Origin of the sequence: Zunongwangia sp. HGR-M22 (assembly GCF_027594425.1) — a bacterium.
Classification (GTDB): domain Bacteria; phylum Bacteroidota; class Bacteroidia; order Flavobacteriales; family Flavobacteriaceae; genus Zunongwangia.
In genome coordinates this window covers 183,799-201,819 of the sequence record NZ_CP115159.1, presented here as the reverse complement: position 1 = coordinate 201,819, position 18,021 = coordinate 183,799, and the positions used below count along the sequence as shown (strand labels likewise).

Below are 18,021 nucleotides of genomic sequence, written 5' to 3'. Positions count from 1 at the left end.
ATGAAAAAGCTAATCACCATCTTTATTTTCATAGCGCTAAGCCAGATCTCTTTTGGACAACAAAAAGAAGTACTACTTATAGGAACCATGCATAATGTTCCAAAGATAGTAAAGCATAGTTACAGACCGCTCTTAAAAAAGGTAGCGAAATACCAACCCGAAGCTATTTATGTAGAAACACCGCGCCCAAACGATTCGATTAGTTGGGAGTATCTAAAAGATGGCTGGTCTAACAGTTATAAAGAATTTTACGCACTTTCAGATTCGCTTCAAAATAATTACAATTTTGACCAATCTCGATTTCAGAAATTATTAAATAAAAACTTCAATGCCTTAACTCAAAAAGATTTAAAAGAACTTATCAAATCTTTTGGGTATCTGCGTGATTATGCAAATTATGACTTCTATTCTTATATTCAGCAATATGGGATTTCAGGTTCATCAAAACCTACTCGGCACGAAGATGGCGATCTCACTGCCAAACTTGCCCTACAATTAAACATCAAAAAATTACAATCAATGGACGATCAGCAAACTAATAAAGAATATCATCAAGCCTGGCAAAACTGTGCAGAAGATGGCCGCGAAAATGGCGATAATAAAATCAACCAGAAACTAAACAAAAAGCACTATAATAAGGCTATTATTCCTGCACTCTTTGGTAGATTGGGCTTCTACGTAAACAAAAGAAAATCTCTGAAGCGTTTAGATCAATTAGCCTCTTTCAGCTATGTGAAAAATCAAACAGAAAGTTGTCTCGAAGGCTTGAATTTTTGGAATCGTAGAAATCATCGTATGGCACAAAATATAGGATCTCAAGTTATGGGAAATTCAGCTAAAAAAAGCGTAGTGATTGTAGGGGCAGCGCATATTTATCGCATCGAAAAAGAACTAAAAGCCAATTTTCCTGAAATTAATGTATTATTGTTAAACGAGTTATGACCAAAAAACAGGAAGTCACATATCATTTGATCTTTTGGGTACTCTTTTTTGCAATGGATATTTTTGCTGAAATTGTACTTCGGGGAACTACAACATTCAGCTTAAGAAGTTTAGAATTTGCCCTTTTGCAGGTGAGTTTATTTTATTTAGTTTACTGTTTCATCGCTCCTAAAACAATTCCGCAGAAAAAATGGAGATACTTATTTTTAGGATTAGTATTTAGTTTATTGTATTTTGCCGGGCTTCGGTATCTTATAGAAGAAGTGATTATGTATGGTTTTACGGGAGAGCATAATTACTATCCCAATTCCCGAAAACCACTTTTTTATATTTTCGATAACTCGTATTACGCGATCCGAATATTTCTTTTGAGTTTGATTTTCTATTTTGTAAAATATCAATTCAGCATCAATAAGCGAATTAGCGAGCTAAGTTTGGAGAAAAAACAGGCTGAACTTCAGGTTTTGAAATCACAGTTGAGTCCGCATTTTTTATTCAACACACTTAATAGTTTTTACGCAGATGCTTTGGTGGTCGATGAAAAACTTAGCGACGACATTCTTAAACTTTCAGAAATGCTTCGCTATGTCACTTACGAAAATGAAAGCGAATATGTTTTGCTGAAAGATGAAATTCATTTTATTAAAAATTATATTAATCTTTTTCAGCGTCGGTTTTCGAATCAACTTTTTATTAATGCCAATTTCCCTGAAGAGGTCGGAAACACAAAAATCCCCGCTTTACTTTTAATTCATTTCGTAGAAAATGCCTTTAAACACGGAATTTTAAATCAGCGAGAAAAACCTGTTGACATCCTATTGAAAATCGATAAAAATCAGCTTCATTTTAAAGTCGAAAACTATTTTAAACCTCAGCAAAACTATGCTGAATCGGGAATTGGCTATAAAAATATTAAGCAAAGATTAATGCTACTTTTTGGCAAAGACTATCATTTAGAACACTTCAAAAAAGAAAATTCTTATTTTGTAAAACTTCAATTTCCTTTAAAATAATGGCGAAGATTATAAAATGTATCATTATCGACGACGAACCGCCGGCAATTAAAGTGCTGGAAACTTTTATAGGAAAAATGAAGGATTTAGAATTGCTGGCTTCATCTACCGATGCTTTAGAAGGTTTAGAATTAATCAAAAAACATAAACCAGATCTGGTATTTCTGGATATACAGATGCCCGAACTTACCGGAATTCAACTTTCAAAAATTATTGGAGATTCGACCAATATTATCTTTACTACCGCTTATGCGCAATTTGCAGTTGAAGGATTTCAGGTAAATGCCGTCGATTATCTTTTAAAACCAATCGCATTTCCCAGATTGATTGAAGCTGTAGAGAAAGTAAAAAAGAAATTTTCTTCGGAAATAAGCACTGAAATTGTAAAATCTGAAGACTATTTTTTTGTAAAAACTGATGGAAAAAATCGCTTTCAAAAAGTAAAATTAGATGATATTCTTTATGCTGAAAGCATTAAAAATTATGTAGTGATTCACACCAAAAACGAGCAGCTAGTGACTTATAATACATTGAAGAAAATCCAACAAAGTCTACCTGAAGATCAATTTATTAAAATTCATAAATCATACATTGTTGCTCTAAATAAAATTGAAAAAACCGATACTTCTGAAGTTTGGATCAACGGAAAAAATCTTCCGCTAGGTGACACCTATCGCGCAGAATTCTTCAAAAAAATAAACACTAAAAAACTTTAAATTTCATAATTATTATTTTGCATATAAATCACGCCTAACTCGCGAAGCAGCAAGAATACAACGCTAACTTAATTTTAACAAATTCTTGTATTTTATTCTGTAAGCAATAATAAAATGTATTTTTGCAAAAAATTATAGAATATGAGTGTACTTGAAAAACAATTAGTAGAACGTAGTGGCAACAAATGTGAATTATGTGGTAACGAAGAGGATTTGCAAGTTTATCAGGTACCGCCAACTTCAGAAGGAACATTAGAAGACTCTATTCTAGCGTGTAAAAATTGTATCACACAAATTGAAGATCCAGAAAAAGTAGACCCTAATCATTGGCGTTGTTTAAATGACAGTATGTGGAGTGAACATTTACCGGTACAAATTGTAGCTTGGAGAATGCTCAATAGATTACGTAGCGAAGGCTGGCCACAAGATTTGTTAGAAATGATGTATTTAGATGAAGAAGCTTTAGCTTGGGCAAAAAATGGTTTAGAAACAGAAGATGAAGCTGAAAAAATAATTCATAAAGACAGCAACGGTAATATTCTTGCCAATGGCGACTCGGTGGTACTTATTAAAGATTTAGATGTAAAAGGCGCTAATTTTACTGCAAAGCGTGGCGCGCCCGTGCATAGAATTTCTTTAGTACACGATAATGCTGAGCAAATTGAAGGACGTGTAGATGGCCAACATATCGTTATTCTTACCCAATACGTGAAGAAAACAAAGTAGCCTTTTGGCTACTTATGTTCTTCAATTATATTTCTTGCATTTTCGTTATTAGGGTCGAGAGCCAAAGATTTTTTATAGGCTTTTATGGCTTCTTTTTCTTTGCCCAACTTCAGTAATATTTCACCACAACTATCCCAAGTATTTGCTGCTTTAGGATATAATTCCGTATTCAGTTTTAAAACTTTTAAAGACTCCTCTAATTTATTTTGCGACATTAAATGATATCCAAAATTATTTAAATCGCTCTCTGCAATATAATATTCACTTTCTTTTCCTTTTTTAAATTCGGTTTTAACTAAATCAATTGTTTTGTCAATCGAGTTCGTTTCTGTATAGTAGAAAAAAACTTTTTTCAAGTTCATTATTCTTTCATTCTCTTTTTGTTGAGATAAAGTGGGTACTCGGTAATAGGTTCTTTCCTTATCAGAGACTTGGGTTGTATCCATCTTATACTGTTTTTGTTTTCCAGAACCATCGCCAATATATTGTGTACCGTAAATTTGTGGTACGTCTCGTCGCATCAAATCACGATCTACTGCTGCAGCATACCACCATCGGTTGAGAGTAGAATCCATTTCAATCGCTGTTTTAAAACTTTCTACGGCCATTTTTGAGGCGATGGTATCTTTACCGTGCTGAAAAATAATCCCGGCATTATAATAATCTTTCGCTGTTTCTAATTCACCATCATTAAAAAGCTGTGTGGCTTTAGCTAATCGAATGCTGTCGTTTTTCATAACAGTAGCCCAATCTTCTCCGGAAAATCGCTCTTCTTGATCGGCATCTGCCATTTTTTGTAATTCTGGATTGTTTTGGGCAAAACCACTACTAATTGTTACTAGTAAAATTAAACTGAAGAAAATTTTATTCATTTTATTAAGTTTTATGCTTCTTCTATTAAAACGATTGATTGAACATTTCGTTACAAATCTTACTTGAAGACTTATAATTCAATTTGAATTTCCTCAACCCAAAGTGCTTTGCGATCGTAGTATTTTTTGAAGTTTTTAATTAAAAAATTTCGATCGTAACTTGGCATTGCTTCATATGCCTTTTTGCCATTTACATAAATTAAAACAGGACGCTTCATATCTATCATTTCTGGAGAAACATAAATACTTAACTTCCCTACGCGAGAAGTTTCAATATCAAATCGGTTATCTTTAAAATTAGCTTTTACCGCAGCTGATTTGCGTGGAAAATCAAAGGCTTTTTGATTTACTTTTTTAGTAACCAACGAATCATTTTCATCATAAGAAAGCCATTCGTGAATCGTAAAATTTACTTCCTTGTGCCAATCTTTTTTAGGTTGAAGTGTGTCTAATTTGGTAATCGCCAACCAATCTACTTTTCCATTGGTAACATCATCACATTCCCAGTAAATTTTAGGAGGAAACGGATTTCTTTTTTGTTGAAGTAAATCTTCAAAAATTCCTTTTATGGCTTCTTCTGAAGCATCGAACTGCGGAAACCAATGCGGAAAACCTTGATAACGATGATCTGAAAAACGAAGCTGAAGCTCTTCTGCTAACACCACCAAAGAATCATTCGCCTTAGGAGGAAAATAATAATCTTCATCGGTTGAAATATTATAAAACGAACGATTGCTTAAATTCTTTAAATAAGTACCGCCGGTATAAACTTTTGGTTGAGTATTCATCCCATAAAAAGCCGCAAATGGATTCGGATTTTTCATCGCATAACTAAAAGCACCAGTCGCTCCATTAGAATGCCCCGTTACGTAAACCTGATGATCATCAATATTTACAAATTTTTTAAGCTCTTTTAAAACTTTAGGCACAATTGCAAAACCTTGATCCCCTAACATCCAATTAAATTCTTCATTACAGTTAGGATAAACCATAATCACATTATAATCTTCAGCATATTTTTTATAAAAGCGCTGCCACCCTTTTTCCATATATGTCGTTGGATAACTTGGAATTTTCTGGTAACGCACCGCTCCATTTAAAAAGAACAGCACTTTAGCTGGTTGATTGGGTTGATAACCGGAAGAAACACGAGCGAAGAAATTATTTTCAAGAGTGTCGTTTAACTTAATGAAACCAAAAATTTCTGAAGGAATTTCCGGATAATCCCGATAAGATTTGATTTTTTGATACAGGGCTTTGCTGTTTTTCAACTTTTCTAAATCAATCCCTCCTAGTCCTTTTTCAATTAATTCTTGCTGATTTTCCTTAATTTCAGCAATATAACTTTTAATTGTTGCTTGTGCCTTTTGCTGAAAATCCTTCCATTTAGGCGATTTTGCTAAATTATAAAGCTCTTTTTGCGCTTCTTTATCAACTATAAAAGCTACGTCATCTTCTCGGTAATGCGCTAAGGTTTTTTCTAACCAATAAAAACCTTTTTCGGTATCGTTAAACTTATTCGCAGCATACGCCAAATCATATAAATTCCAAAAAGTTATTTTTTCAGGTACTTCTTTATATAATTCCCTATAAAGTTGATAACCTTTTTTGGCATTTGCGATAGAATCGGCTTCAGCATATACCAAACTATCGGCCAAATGGAATTTTTCCTCATAGTTTTGCGCAGTAGCTAAATAACTTATGGTGAAAAGTAGAATAAAAATAGAAGATTTCATTAGATTGTTTTTTAGTAAAAATAAAAGCAGTAGTATTTATAACTCGTTTAGCGCTTTTCTTGCAGATTCATTTTCTGGATTGTATTCTAAAGATTTCTGAAAAGCTTTTTTTGATTTTTCCTTTTTATTCAAAAGTTTGTAACCTTTACCCAACTGATAATACGCATCATCACTTACATAACCCCACAGGTCATTGTTATTCCCGTCATCTATATAATCTTTCAAATACTCTACACTTTCTTTAAGTTTCATATTATTTTGAATACCTATTTTTCCCATAAAATATTTCAATCGAATATCGTGAATATCCTCATATGCCTCGTTTAAACTCATCAATGCCATTGTTGGATTTTCGTCATACACATTTAAAGCTATAGAACGGTATGATTGATAAATATCAATAGCATTTTGTAATGAATGTTTTTCTTTTTCATCTCTTTTTGCTCGTTGAATTGCTTTTTGAAAATAGTCTATTGCTTTTTTCTTAGCGTTAATTGTATTAAAGCTATATGCAAAATTGTAGTAATCAAGACCTCTACTATTTTCTGAAAGAAAGTAATTTGCGAAAAATTCTAATGCTGAAGAATCCTGTTTAGCAACAGCTAATTGCATAAAAAAAACCGAATTGGAATTATTTTTCTCTATAGAAACTTCAAAGTTATCGTTAAGCTTTGAATTTATTTTATTGAAATATTCAATTGAATTTTCAATACTTTCAAAATCTATATTTCTGAATGAATAAAACAATTCAAAAGTTTTTTCTAGAGCATCTGGAATAGACTTAGGAATTATCGTTAAATGATTAGCATTAGAGAAGATTTTCGATTCGAAGTTGAATTTATCTGTACCCAATTTCTTTATCTCCTGGGAGATACCTCTCACGTAATTTTGTCTTCTTTCCATATCTTTTCCTCCTCCAGCTACATAATAAGTTGTATACCTGTTGTTATAAAAATTAATTAAATCTCTATTAATTTCAAATTGAGGATTGGACTCGTCCAATTGCTCTGGAGCAATTAAAATATATGAATTGAAAAAAGAGGGTTTATTTAAAAAAAGATAATTACCAAAGCTTGCACCATATGAGTGGCCAAAATAACTTCTAAATCCAGATGTTGCATTATAATTACTTTCTATAAATGGAAAAACATTTTCGTTTATTGCTGATAAAAACTTTTCCCCCTTTTCGTTTATTGTTGCAGATTGATAAGAATAACCTAATTCATCTCCATTTTTCAGATCAATAGACACCAAAATAGTTTGTGGTATAAGTCGTAAATATTCACTATAAACTGAAATATTATCTGAAAAAATTTTGGAATTCATATCAGTAATGCTCAACATTTAAAAATCGTATATTACTGGATATTTTTTATTTTCATTCCAATTTTCAGGAAGATATATTGATAATTTTATTGAATCATTAATGACGTTAGAAAAAATTTTTTCAGTTTTTGTTATTTGTGAAAATGAGAAATTAGCTGTTAAAACAAATAATAATATGTGAATAAGGTTTTTCATATTTACAACAAATAAGAGTTGATATTTAAATAGTTACATTATTTTCATATCCTCAATGAAGCTTGTAACTAGAACAAGAACTCATCAGATTACTTTTCAACAAAAATAGAAGTAGCTGGTTTTAAAAAAATGTAGTATTGGGACACCTAGCCATTAAAATTCCAAAAAGTATCTTCATCGCCCAGTTTAGTTACAGCAGTCATAAACTTTTTGGGTGATAATTGCGTAAGTTTTTTAAACTGTCTTATGAAATCTGATTGATCATAGTAATAATCGGCTGAAATTGCAGTAAGATGTACATCACTGCTTTGTTTGATTTTCTCTAATGCAAATCGAAATCGGACTAATTTCCGATATTCTTCAACCGAGCAATCGAGATGCTTTTGAAATAATCGAAGTAAAGTTTTACGATGAACATTTAAACCTGAAGCCAGTGCTGAAACAGAAATCACACCCTTACTTTCTATAATTTTATTCACAGCTCCAATGATTCTTTCTTCTTCAAAACCAAGGTATTGTTGTTGAAAAAATTTATCTAACAAATTCGCCTTTTCTGAAATAGATTCAGTTGAAAACACACGATTTAAAACTTGGTCGAATTCAACTCCGAACGGATTAATTAAATTAATAGGTTCTGGAAAAACTTCACTATATTTTTTGCTTATAAAATGTTGTATCCCTAAGGGTTGAAAAGCCACTCCAATTTTTGAAAACTTTCCATTTAAGTTCACCCGTCCTAAATTTTGATACACTTTAGAATAAATAAGCTTCAAAGAATCTTTTTTAGCTGAAGAAACCTCAACAGAAAAATCTGGCAAAATATTATAATCCACATTTTTATATATGGTAAGTGCATTTTTATAATGAGGGTAATAGGTGAACGATTGCTGAAAATCTTCATCATCAGATTGATGAAAATAATAATAGGCAATGTATGGTTGAAGTTTTGTTGAAGGTTTACAAGTGAAAAAAGTAGCTGTATCCATAACTCCAACAAACATAAGAAGCACAAATATAGCTAAATTAAAAAACCTCACAGGTTTTGAAAACCTGTGAGGTTTAGATTAATTCCTGCAAGGTCTTAGAGTCCTTGTAGGTATTTTATATGGAAAATCTTTACTCTATTGAGTGAGAATTTACAAATCAAACTTAATTCCCTGTGCTAATGGCAATTCAGTAGTATAATTGATCGTGTTGGTTTGCCTACGCATATAAACTTTCCACGCATCAGAACCAGATTCACGACCACCACCAGTTTCTTTTTCACCTCCAAAAGCACCACCAATTTCAGCTCCGGAAGTTCCAATATTTACATTGGCAATCCCACAATCAGATCCTTCCACCGATAAGAAACGTTCAGCTTCTCGTAAATTATTGGTCATAATTGCAGAAGAAAGTCCCTGGCGAACACCGTTCTGTAATTCTAGCGCGTTGCTCACATCGCCCTTATACTTCATAATATATAATACAGGAGCAAAAGTCTCGTGCTGCACTATCTCAAAATGGTTTTCAGCTTCAGCAATAGCAGGTTTTACATAGCAGCCACTTTCGTAATCTTCGCCTTCTAAAACGCCACCTTCAACTAATACTCTTCCGCCTTGTTCAACTACTTTTTCTAACGCATGTTGGTAATTCTTCACGGCATCTTTATCGATTAACGGTCCTACGTGATTGTTTTCATCTAACGGATTACCAATTTTAATTTGCTTATAAGCATCGACGATCGCATCTTTTATTTTATCATAAACATCTTCGTGAACAATTAAACGACGGGTAGAAGTACAACGTTGTCCACAAGTACCTACCGCGCCAAAAACAGCACCGATTACCGTATTTTTAATATTCGCATCTGGGGTTACAATAATAGCATTGTTTCCTCCTAATTCTAATAAAGATTTTCCTAAACGTCCTGCTACTTCTTTCGCTACGGTTTTTCCCATTCGGGTGGAACCTGTGGCTGAAATTAGCGGAATACGTTCATCTTTGGTCATTAATTCACCAACCGTATAATCTCCAGTAATTAAACAAGAAATTCCTTCAGGCACTCCGTTTTCAGAAAAAACACGCGCTGCGATATTCTGGCAAGCTACCGAGGTTAGCGGAGTTTTTTCTGAACCTTTCCAGATACAAGCATCTCCACAGACCCAAGCTAAAGCCGTGTTCCAAGACCAAACCGCCACCGGGAAGTTAAAAGCCGAGATAATCCCAACCACGCCAAGCGGATGATATTGTTCGTACATTCGATGGCCGGAACGTTCAGAATGCATGGTTAATCCGTGTAATTGACGTGAAAGACCTACGGCAAAATCACAGATATCGATCATCTCCTGAACTTCACCCAAACCTTCTTGGTAAGATTTTCCCATTTCATAAGAAACGAGTTTCCCCAATGGTTCTTTTAAACGGCGCAGTTCGTCATTAAATTTTCTTACAATTTCGCCTCGCTGTGGTGCCGGCATTGTTCGCCATTCTAAGAATCCTTTTTGTGCAGTAGTAATTACTTTTTCGTAATCTTCTTTGGTGGTTGCTTTTACTTTACCAATCAAAGCTCCATCTACGGGTGAATATGATTCGATAATTTCTCCGTTACCGAAAAAATCTTTTCCCGTAGAAGTTCCATTATTTATTTCTTGTAGTCCTAATTCTTCTAAGGCTTTATCGATCCCAAACTGTTTAGCAATTTCACTCATTTTTTATGGTATAACTTAATACTCAATCTAAGATTCATCAGCTACAAATCGTGGATCTACAGGCATCACCTCTCCACAATTATCACAGGTTCTTAAATCTTCATTCTCGTAGAAATATTTAAAATGCTTTAAAAAATCTACTTCGATATCTTCCAAAGGAAAATAAACCTCGTATAACTTATGGTTACAGTTATCGCAATGCCAAAGCAATCCATCTTTACCTTCTAAATGCGCTCTTTTGCGCTCTACAACCAAGCCCAAAGAACCTTCTTCTCTTACGGGAGAATGTGGAATTTTACCCGGATTTAAATACATATCTCCAGGTCCCAGTTCCATAGTTCTCTTCTGTCCATCTTCCTGAATATTGACCTGAATATTACCTTCCAGCTGATAAAATAATTCTTCAGTTTCGTTATAATGATAATCCTTTCTGGCATTGGGCCCGGCAACGATCATCACAATAAAATCTCCCGCATCTCTATACAAATTTCGATTTCCAACAGGTGGTTTTAAAGTATCTCTGTTTTCTTCGATCCAATTATTAAGGTTAAAAGGTTTAGCTACAGCCATATTCTGAATTTTGAACCTAAAATTACATAATATGAGCAAAAGAAAATCAAGATTCAATAAATATCTGTCAATTTAATAGATATATCCCACTCAAAAAGAGAGCAGATTTTTAAGCTTTTGGGCGTTTAGGCAAAACGCGCTGCTTTTTGCCTACCGTGCTATCCGTTGCAAGTCCGCACCGCCAAAAAAGGCGCTTTACGGGCTTTTCACTCCTATCACTAACGCGGGTTTAAACATTTCAATTAATTTATATAACTTCAGGCCATGCAAAACCTAATATTCCATGAAAAAACTACTTCTTCTTTTTAGCATTTTTGCCTTTATTTCCTGCGGGGAAACTTCAGAAAATGAAACCTCAGCAACTTCTACTTCCGAAGAAAATATATCAGAAAAAACAAAAGACAGCATTCCTAATTTTGGGATTGTAATTCACGGTGGAGCTGGGACGATCCTTAAAGAAAATATGACCGATTCTTTAGAAAATGCGTACAAAGCAAAATTAGAAGAAGCCATAAAAACTGGTCACAAAATTTTAGCCAATGGTGGCACCGCGATCGAGGCGGTACAACGCACGATAAATGTGATGGAAGATTCGCCATTATTTAACTCGGCCAAAGGAGCGGTTTTTGCCAACGACGAAACCAACCAGTTAGACGCATCGATCATGGACGGTGAAACTTTAAATGCCGGTGCGGTTGCGGGAGTTACGAATGTAAAAAATCCAATAAATTTGGCGTACGAAGTCATGGAAAATTCAGAACATGTATTACTGGCAGGAAAAGGCGCCGAAGAATTTGCAGAGCAACGCGGAATAGAAATTGTTGATCCTAGCTACTTTTATACAGAAAACCGCTTTAAAAGTTTACAACGTTTAAAAGAGCGAGAAGCTAAAAAGGCAGGAAATAAAACAGCGGCGAACTATGACATTTTTATAAAAAATTCCAAATTTGGAACTGTGGGTTGTGCGGCTTTAGATAAAAACGGAAATCTTGCTGCAGGAACTTCGACCGGCGGAATGACCAATAAAAAATGGAATAGAATTGGCGATTCTCCCATAATTGGTGCAGGAACTTATGCAAATAATGCCACCTGTGCAGTATCTTCTACCGGATGGGGAGAGTTTTTTATTCGTGGTGTTGTAGCTTATGATATTTCAGCTTTAATGGAATATAAAGGCTTGAGTTTACAAGAAGCTGCTGCCGAAGTTATTCAGAAAAAATTACCAGAAATGGGTGGTGATGGTGGCATTATCGCCATTGACCATGAAGGAAATGTTGCGATGGAATTTAATACCGCAGGCATGTATCGAGCAACAATGAATAAAAACGGAGAATTAAATCTAGGTATTTACGGAGAATAATTATAAAATAGTGCCTTACTTTTTCAAAAGTATAACTTTCTGTTTTTCAATAATTTGAAGGTTTTTGTAGAAATACTAAAAATTTTCAGTTATTAAATTTTTAATTGAACGACTAAGCGCTTTCTCTAAAATGAATTTATATAAAAAGCCTATTAATTAATGAAGATCTTCTTTTCTCTGCTGTTTTTTTGTTTTCTGAATACTCTTAATGCTCAAGGTCTTACCAAGGAAACCTTAAAAGACAGTCTCGCAACATTGCCTTCTTTTACCATCCATAAAGACAATTATTTTATTACAGGAATTCCCACGCATACTGGTATAAGTAAACAAACTGCAGATGCTAAATATCAAATAAGTTTTAAGCAGCTAATTTTCAGAAAAAAAGTGCCGCAGGATTCTTATTTATATATAAAATACACACAAAAAGCATTTTGGAATATTTACGAATTTTCCAGCCCTTTTGAAGAGATAAACTTTAACCCGGGAATTGCTTATTCTAAATACTTTTATGATAAAAGCGGTAAAGTAAATTCTCTTGGAACTTTGGCTTTAGAACATGAATCTAACGGACGTGATAGTATTTACTCTCGTAGCTGGAATTTTGTATCCTTAGATTTCAATCTGGCTATTAATGATAAACTAATCGCCGGGGTAAAAGGATGGATTCCTTTTTCGTACAAAGAAGGCAATCCAGATTTGATGGATTATTCAGGATACGGCCAGTTAAATTTTGATTACGAGTTTATCCCAAACAAGCTTTATGCACAATTAATGATTCAAAAAGGATTATCCTGGGATTGGAAAGGAGCTGCACGACCACGTATTTTGTACAATCCGTTTAATAGCGTAAATCAGTTTTTGGTCGTAGAATGGTTTACGGGCTACGATGAAAATCTTATAGAATACGATCAATATCGTAGTGTTATTCGTGTAGGCTTTCTCTTAAAGAGCAACGAACTAGACTTTTTACGAAGCAACAAATAATTAACTTTTTTTTAAGTTTAATTAGTTCGGTAGTTTCCGAACCAATCATACCTTTGCACTTCAAATTTTACAATATGAGTTGTTGTTCAGAGGAAAAAAGCCAATTGATTGAAGAGATAGGTGTGCACTTCGAGCAGATTCATCAATTAGCTCCATTAGCGGCAAGAATCTATGCTACAATGATTCTTTCCCCTAAAGACGGGCATACTTTCGATGAAATTTTAGAGATCACAAGCGCGAGCAAAAGTTCAGTTTCTACGCATCTCAACCATCTTTTACAACTAAAGAAAATAGAATATTTCACGAAATCGGGAGATAGGAAACGATATTTTAGAGCGAGCACATTCTACTTAAAAAACACCCTCGAAGAATATCATCTAAACATTTCTGAAGAGATTAAATTGATGGACAAAATTATAAACTTCAATATAAAAAATAACAATCAAAAATTTCAAACAAATGGACAAACAGCATTGCTCTTTAGAGAATATCTAGAGTCTCAAAAATTGAATATTGAGGATGTTATACAAAAAATGTCGAAAATAAAAAGCTAATAATCTTTACCCCTAATTATAAAAAAAATGAGAAAAATTAAAGCTTATATAGGTTTTGTCGCCGGAGTTCTCATGCTCGTATCTTGCGGAGAAGACAAATCAAACCAGCAACAGGCGCAAGGCCAAAAACAACAGGCAATGCCTTATCCTGTAATTACTATTCCCACAAAAACACTAACAGGATATAACTCTTACCCTACCAGAATTGAAGGTATTGTAAACAGTGATGTACGTGCAAAAGTGCAGGGATATATTCAGGAAGTATTAGTGGATGAAGGTGAACGTGTTAAAAAAGGACAACCCCTTTTTAAGTTAGAAACTCAATCACTAACACAAGATGCTAATGCTGCAAAAGCTAGCGTTAACGCTGCCCAGGTAGAAGTTGATAAAATTAAACCTCTAGTTGAAAAAGAAATCGTAAGTGAAGTTCAGTTGGAAACTGCCAAAGCCAATCTAGAACAGGCTAAAAGTAAATACGAAGGTGTTACCGCTAATATTGGCTACGCAACCGTAAAAAGTCCTGTTGATGGCTATGTAGGTTCGATAAGATTAAGACAGGGAACCTTAGTAGGCCCATCAGATTCTACACCTTTAACTACGGTTTCTGATATTGAAAAAGTATATGCTTACTTTTCTATGAACGAGTCTGATTACTTAGATTTCATACAATCTACAGAAGGAGAAAACCGCCAGGAAAAAGTAAATAATTTTCCTGAAATTAGTCTTGTGCTAACTAATGGTGAGACCTACGAAGAAAAAGGAAAAATCCAAACAGTAACAGGACAGGTTAATCAAAATACCGGTACGGTTAGCTTTAGAGCGATCTTCGATAATCCAAATCAGCTTATCACCAACGGTAACAGCGGTACTATTAAGATACCCGTAACATATAAAGAAGTTCCGGTAGTTCCACAAAACTCAACTTTCGAGCAACAAGGAAGCATTATGGCTTATAAAGTTGCCGATAGCAACAAAGTGGATGCTATAAGAATAAAGACCAAAGCGAATGTTGGTAATTTATATGTGATCTCTTCTGGATTAAAAGAAGGCGATAAAATAGTAGCAAAAGGCGCTGGAAAACTTAGACCTGGTGCCACAGTAAAACCGCAAGAAGTGCCATTTGATAGCATCGCAAAGCCGGTAGATCAATTATTTCAATAATCCTTAGATAACAAAAATAATGCTTAAAACATTTATAGAAAGGCCCGTCCTCTCTACAGTGATATCTATTATCATTGTTATTTTGGGAGTTCTGGGACTTAGCAATTTACCAATAGAGCAATACCCTGATATTGCACCTCCAACGGTAAAAGTTTCTGCTACCTATACAGGTGCCAGTGCAGAAACTATTCTGGAAAGTGTAATTATTCCTATTGAAGAGCAGATAAACGGGGTAGAAGGAATGACCTACATTACTTCTAGTGCGACCAATAACGGTACTGCTGAAATTACTGTTTATTTTGAACAGGATACAGATCCCGATATCGATGCGGTAAACGTACAAAACAGGGTTGCCCTTGCCAATCCATTATTACCACAAGAGGTAACACAAGCTGGTGTAACTACACAAAAACAGCAGACAAGTTCGCTGATGTTTATGTCTTTTTATACCACTAACCCTAATTACGACGCAACATTTTTAAATAATTATCTAAATATTAATGTTGTTCCTGAATTCAAAAGGGTTTCTGGTGTTGGTGATGTTAATGTATTTTCTCGCCAGGATTACGCCATGCGAATTTGGCTAAAACCAGAACGATTAACAGCTTATGATCTTGTTCCTTCAGATGTAATTTCAGCCTTAAACGAACAGAGTTTAGAAGCCGCTGCTGGTACTTTAGGACAAAATAGTGGAGAAACCTTTTCTTACACCATAAAATATCCCGGCCGTTATAAAGAAGAAGGACAGTACGAAGATATTATCATAAAAGCGCTTGGAAACGGAGAGTTCCTTAGACTTAAAGATGTTGCAGATATTCAATTAGATGCACAATCTTACCAGGTAAGCTCCAATACTTTAGGTAATCCTAGTGTAAGTATGGCCGTTTATCAAACCAAAGGTTCAAATGCTCAGGAAATCATCGAAAGTATTAAATCTCGTTTAGAAGAGTTAAAAAAAGATTTTCCTGAAGGAATCGAGGTTTTTATCCCTTACGATACCAATGAATTCTTAAATGCTTCTATCGAAAAAGTAGTACATACACTTGTTGAAGCATTCATATTAGTATTTATTGTAGTATTTATTTTTCTACAGGATTTCAGATCTACACTTATCCCTGCTATTGCAGTACCGGTTTCGATTGTAGGTACATTTTTCTTCCTGAATCTTTTTGGATACTCCATAAACTTACTAACGCTATTTGCCTTAGTACTAGCGATTGGTATTGTGGTAGATGATGCGATTGTGGTTGTAGAAGCCGTCCACGCCAAATTAGATGAAGGTGCAAAAACTGCAAAAGGCGCTACTATAAACGCCATGCAGGAAATTTCAGGTGCAATTATTTCTATTACCCTGGTAATGGCCGCTGTATTTATACCCGTAACTTTTATTACAGGACCAACAGGTGTATTTTATGAGCAATTTGGTATTACTTTGATTGTAGCCATTGCGATTTCTGCGGTAAATGCATTAACACTTAGTCCCGCGTTGTGTGCTTTATTCTTAAAACCACATAATGAGCATGATGATGAAAATAAGAAAAAGAACTACTTACAGCGATTCTATGCAGCCTTCAATAGAGGTTTTAACGCTACAATTAATCGCTATGGTAAATCCTTACAATTCCTTTATAAAAATAAATGGATTACGGTTTTAATTTTGATATTATCAGGAGTTGGAATTTGGTGGACGGCTACAACAACGCCTACCGGTTTTGTACCTAATGAAGATAGAGGAATTGTATTTGCAAATATTGAATTACCAGCAGGTTCTTCATTAGATAAAACACATCAGATATCTGAAGAGCTTTATAATAAAGTTAAAAATATTCCAGGTATCCAAGGATTAAACATGGTAGATGGATTTAGTCTATTGAACGGCCAGGGTAGTAACTATGCTTTAGGATTTATAAAACTTGACAATTGGAGTGAACGTGGTGAAGATTCGTTATCTGTTGAAGCTATTACAGGAAAGCTTTTTGGTACCGCAGCCACCATACCAGACGCAAACATCATTTTCTTTTCTCCTCCTAGTATTCCAGGATTTAGTTCTGCATCAGGAGTTGAAGTAAACTTATTAGACCGTTCCAGCGGTAGCTTTAAGGATTTAGATGAAGCGAATAAAAAGTTTATGCAAAGCATTATGTCTCATCCTGAAGTGCAATATGCTCAAACAGCATTCAACACAAACTATCCCCAATATCAAATGGATATTAATATTCCATTAGCCAAGCAAACGGGTGTTACCATAAGTGACATTTTTGCAACAATGCAGGGATATATTGGAGGTATTTATGCGGCTGATTTTTCTAGGTTTGGTAAACAATATCGAGTTTATATCCAGTCTTATCCTAATGCCAGAGCAGATAAAGATGACCTTAATCAAATGTATGTTAAAACTTCAACAGGCGAAATGTCTCCGCTTACTGAGTATGTAAGTTTAGAAAGAGTTTATGGCCCTCAATCTGTAACAAGGTTCAACCTTTTTAACTCTACTAAGTTAACGGTTGCTATGAATCCAGGATTTAGTTCTGGTGATGGTATTGATATTGTAAACGAAGAGATAAGCAAGTTAGGCTCTAATTATACCACAGCTTATTCAGGACTTACGCGAGAAGAAGTTAATGCTGGTAGCCAAACAATTATGATTTTTATACTTTGTGTGGTATTTGTTTATTTCTTATTAGCTGCGCAATACGAAAGTTATTTACTTCCATTTTCTGTAATTCTTTCTTTACCTCTAGGTATTTTTGGAGCGTATATAAGTACTAAGCTTATGGGACTGGAAAATAATATTTACTTCCAGATTGCTTTGATCATGCTGGTTGGACTATTGGCGAAGAATGCAATTCTAATTGTAGAATTCGCAATTCAACGTAGAAGAAACGGAGAGTCTATTGTAGATGCCGGGATTGATGGTGCAAAAGCCCGTTTGAGACCTATTCTTATGACATCCTTCGCCTTTATTTTAGGATTAATGCCGTTGGTATTAGCCTCTGGTGTAGGAGCAGAAGGAAACCGATCTATAGGAACAGGAGCTGTTGGAGGATTACTTATAGGAACGATCTTAGGAGTTTTCGTAATCCCTATTCTATTTATCCTTTTCCAATGGTTGCAGGAAAAAATAGGAAAGAAGCCTGAAGCCGTAGAACAAACAGAATCTTAGAAATAAATTTAAA

The 18,021-nt window shown here is 34.5% G+C and carries 16 protein-coding genes; 9 read left to right on the top strand and 7 right to left on the bottom strand.

The features are described 5' to 3' along the window. From PBT91_RS00810 to PBT91_RS00795, 4 genes are all read left to right on the top strand, one after another. A complete protein-coding gene (locus tag PBT91_RS00810) occupies nt 1-942 on the top strand; it encodes a DUF5694 domain-containing protein (protein WP_270059915.1) in 942 nt (313 codons plus the stop codon). Continuing rightward, nucleotides 939-1,955, top strand: coding sequence for a sensor histidine kinase (locus PBT91_RS00805; RefSeq protein WP_270059914.1), 1,017 nt, complete (start codon nt 939-941; stop codon nt 1,953-1,955). The genes PBT91_RS00810 and PBT91_RS00805 overlap by 4 nt, the downstream gene beginning before the upstream one ends. Then, on the top strand, nt 1,955-2,671 hold the full coding sequence (locus PBT91_RS00800) for a LytR/AlgR family response regulator transcription factor (protein WP_270059913.1): 717 nt from the start codon (nt 1,955-1,957) through the stop codon (nt 2,669-2,671). The genes PBT91_RS00805 and PBT91_RS00800 overlap by 1 nt, the downstream gene beginning before the upstream one ends. A 141-nt stretch (nt 2,672-2,812) precedes the next feature. Next, nucleotides 2,813-3,397, top strand: a complete 585-nt coding sequence (locus tag PBT91_RS00795) for a PhnA domain-containing protein (RefSeq protein WP_270059912.1) — start codon at nt 2,813-2,815, stop codon at nt 3,395-3,397. An 8-nt stretch (nt 3,398-3,405) separates the two neighbouring features. Here PBT91_RS00795 and PBT91_RS00790 read toward each other — a convergent pair whose 3' ends face one another. The 7 genes from PBT91_RS00790 to PBT91_RS00760 form a co-directional block, all read right to left on the bottom strand. Continuing rightward, a complete protein-coding gene (locus tag PBT91_RS00790) occupies nt 3,406-4,269 on the bottom strand; it encodes a tetratricopeptide repeat protein (RefSeq protein ID WP_270059911.1) in 864 nt (287 codons plus the stop codon). A 71-nt stretch (nt 4,270-4,340) separates the two neighbouring features. Then, nucleotides 4,341-6,005, bottom strand: coding sequence for a hypothetical protein (locus PBT91_RS00785; protein WP_270059910.1), 1,665 nt, complete (start codon nt 6,003-6,005; stop codon nt 4,341-4,343). A 36-nt stretch (nt 6,006-6,041) separates the two neighbouring features. Continuing rightward, on the bottom strand, nt 6,042-7,331 hold the full coding sequence (locus PBT91_RS17580) for a tetratricopeptide repeat protein (protein ID WP_333474210.1): 1,290 nt from the start codon (nt 7,329-7,331) through the stop codon (nt 6,042-6,044). 18 nt (nt 7,332-7,349) lie between these two features. After that, complete coding sequence (locus PBT91_RS17630) at nt 7,350-7,526, bottom strand: alpha/beta hydrolase-fold protein (protein ID WP_443089631.1); 177 nt, start codon at nt 7,524-7,526, stop codon at nt 7,350-7,352. A gap of 146 nt (nt 7,527-7,672) precedes the next feature. Further along, on the bottom strand, nt 7,673-8,527 hold the full coding sequence (locus PBT91_RS00770; protein WP_270059909.1) for a helix-turn-helix domain-containing protein: 855 nt from the start codon (nt 8,525-8,527) through the stop codon (nt 7,673-7,675). Between the two features lie 135 nt (nt 8,528-8,662). Then, nucleotides 8,663-10,216, bottom strand: a complete 1,554-nt coding sequence (gene amaB / locus PBT91_RS00765; RefSeq protein ID WP_270059908.1) for an L-piperidine-6-carboxylate dehydrogenase — start codon at nt 10,214-10,216, stop codon at nt 8,663-8,665. 27 nt (nt 10,217-10,243) lie between these two features. After that, complete coding sequence (locus PBT91_RS00760; RefSeq protein ID WP_270059907.1) at nt 10,244-10,786, bottom strand: 3-hydroxyanthranilate 3,4-dioxygenase; 543 nt, start codon at nt 10,784-10,786, stop codon at nt 10,244-10,246. Nucleotides 10,787-11,069: 283 nt separating this feature from the next. Between PBT91_RS00760 and PBT91_RS00755 the strand changes: the two genes are divergently transcribed. The 5 genes from PBT91_RS00755 to PBT91_RS00735 all read left to right on the top strand — a co-directional run bounded on the left by PBT91_RS00755 (nt 11,070) and on the right by PBT91_RS00735 (nt 18,008). After that, nucleotides 11,070-12,146 (top strand): isoaspartyl peptidase/L-asparaginase family protein, encoded by a 1,077-nt coding sequence (locus tag PBT91_RS00755; protein WP_270059906.1) that lies wholly within the window; start codon nt 11,070-11,072, stop codon nt 12,144-12,146. A gap of 159 nt (nt 12,147-12,305) precedes the next feature. Then, nucleotides 12,306-13,130: a phospholipase A gene (locus tag PBT91_RS00750; protein ID WP_270059905.1), complete on the top strand. Its 825-nt coding sequence runs from the start codon at nt 12,306-12,308 to the stop codon at nt 13,128-13,130. A gap of 74 nt (nt 13,131-13,204) precedes the next feature. Next, nucleotides 13,205-13,684 (top strand): GbsR/MarR family transcriptional regulator, encoded by a 480-nt coding sequence (locus PBT91_RS00745; protein WP_270059904.1) that lies wholly within the window; start codon nt 13,205-13,207, stop codon nt 13,682-13,684. Between the two features lie 27 nt (nt 13,685-13,711). Further along, nucleotides 13,712-14,845: an efflux RND transporter periplasmic adaptor subunit gene (locus PBT91_RS00740; RefSeq protein WP_270059903.1), complete on the top strand. Its 1,134-nt coding sequence runs from the start codon at nt 13,712-13,714 to the stop codon at nt 14,843-14,845. Nucleotides 14,846-14,864: 19 nt separating this feature from the next. Then, the gene (locus tag PBT91_RS00735) at nt 14,865-18,008 is read left to right on the top strand and encodes an efflux RND transporter permease subunit (RefSeq protein WP_270059902.1); all 3,144 of its coding nucleotides are present in this window, start codon (nt 14,865-14,867) and stop codon (nt 18,006-18,008) included. The last annotated feature ends 13 nt before the right edge of the window (nt 18,009-18,021 follow it).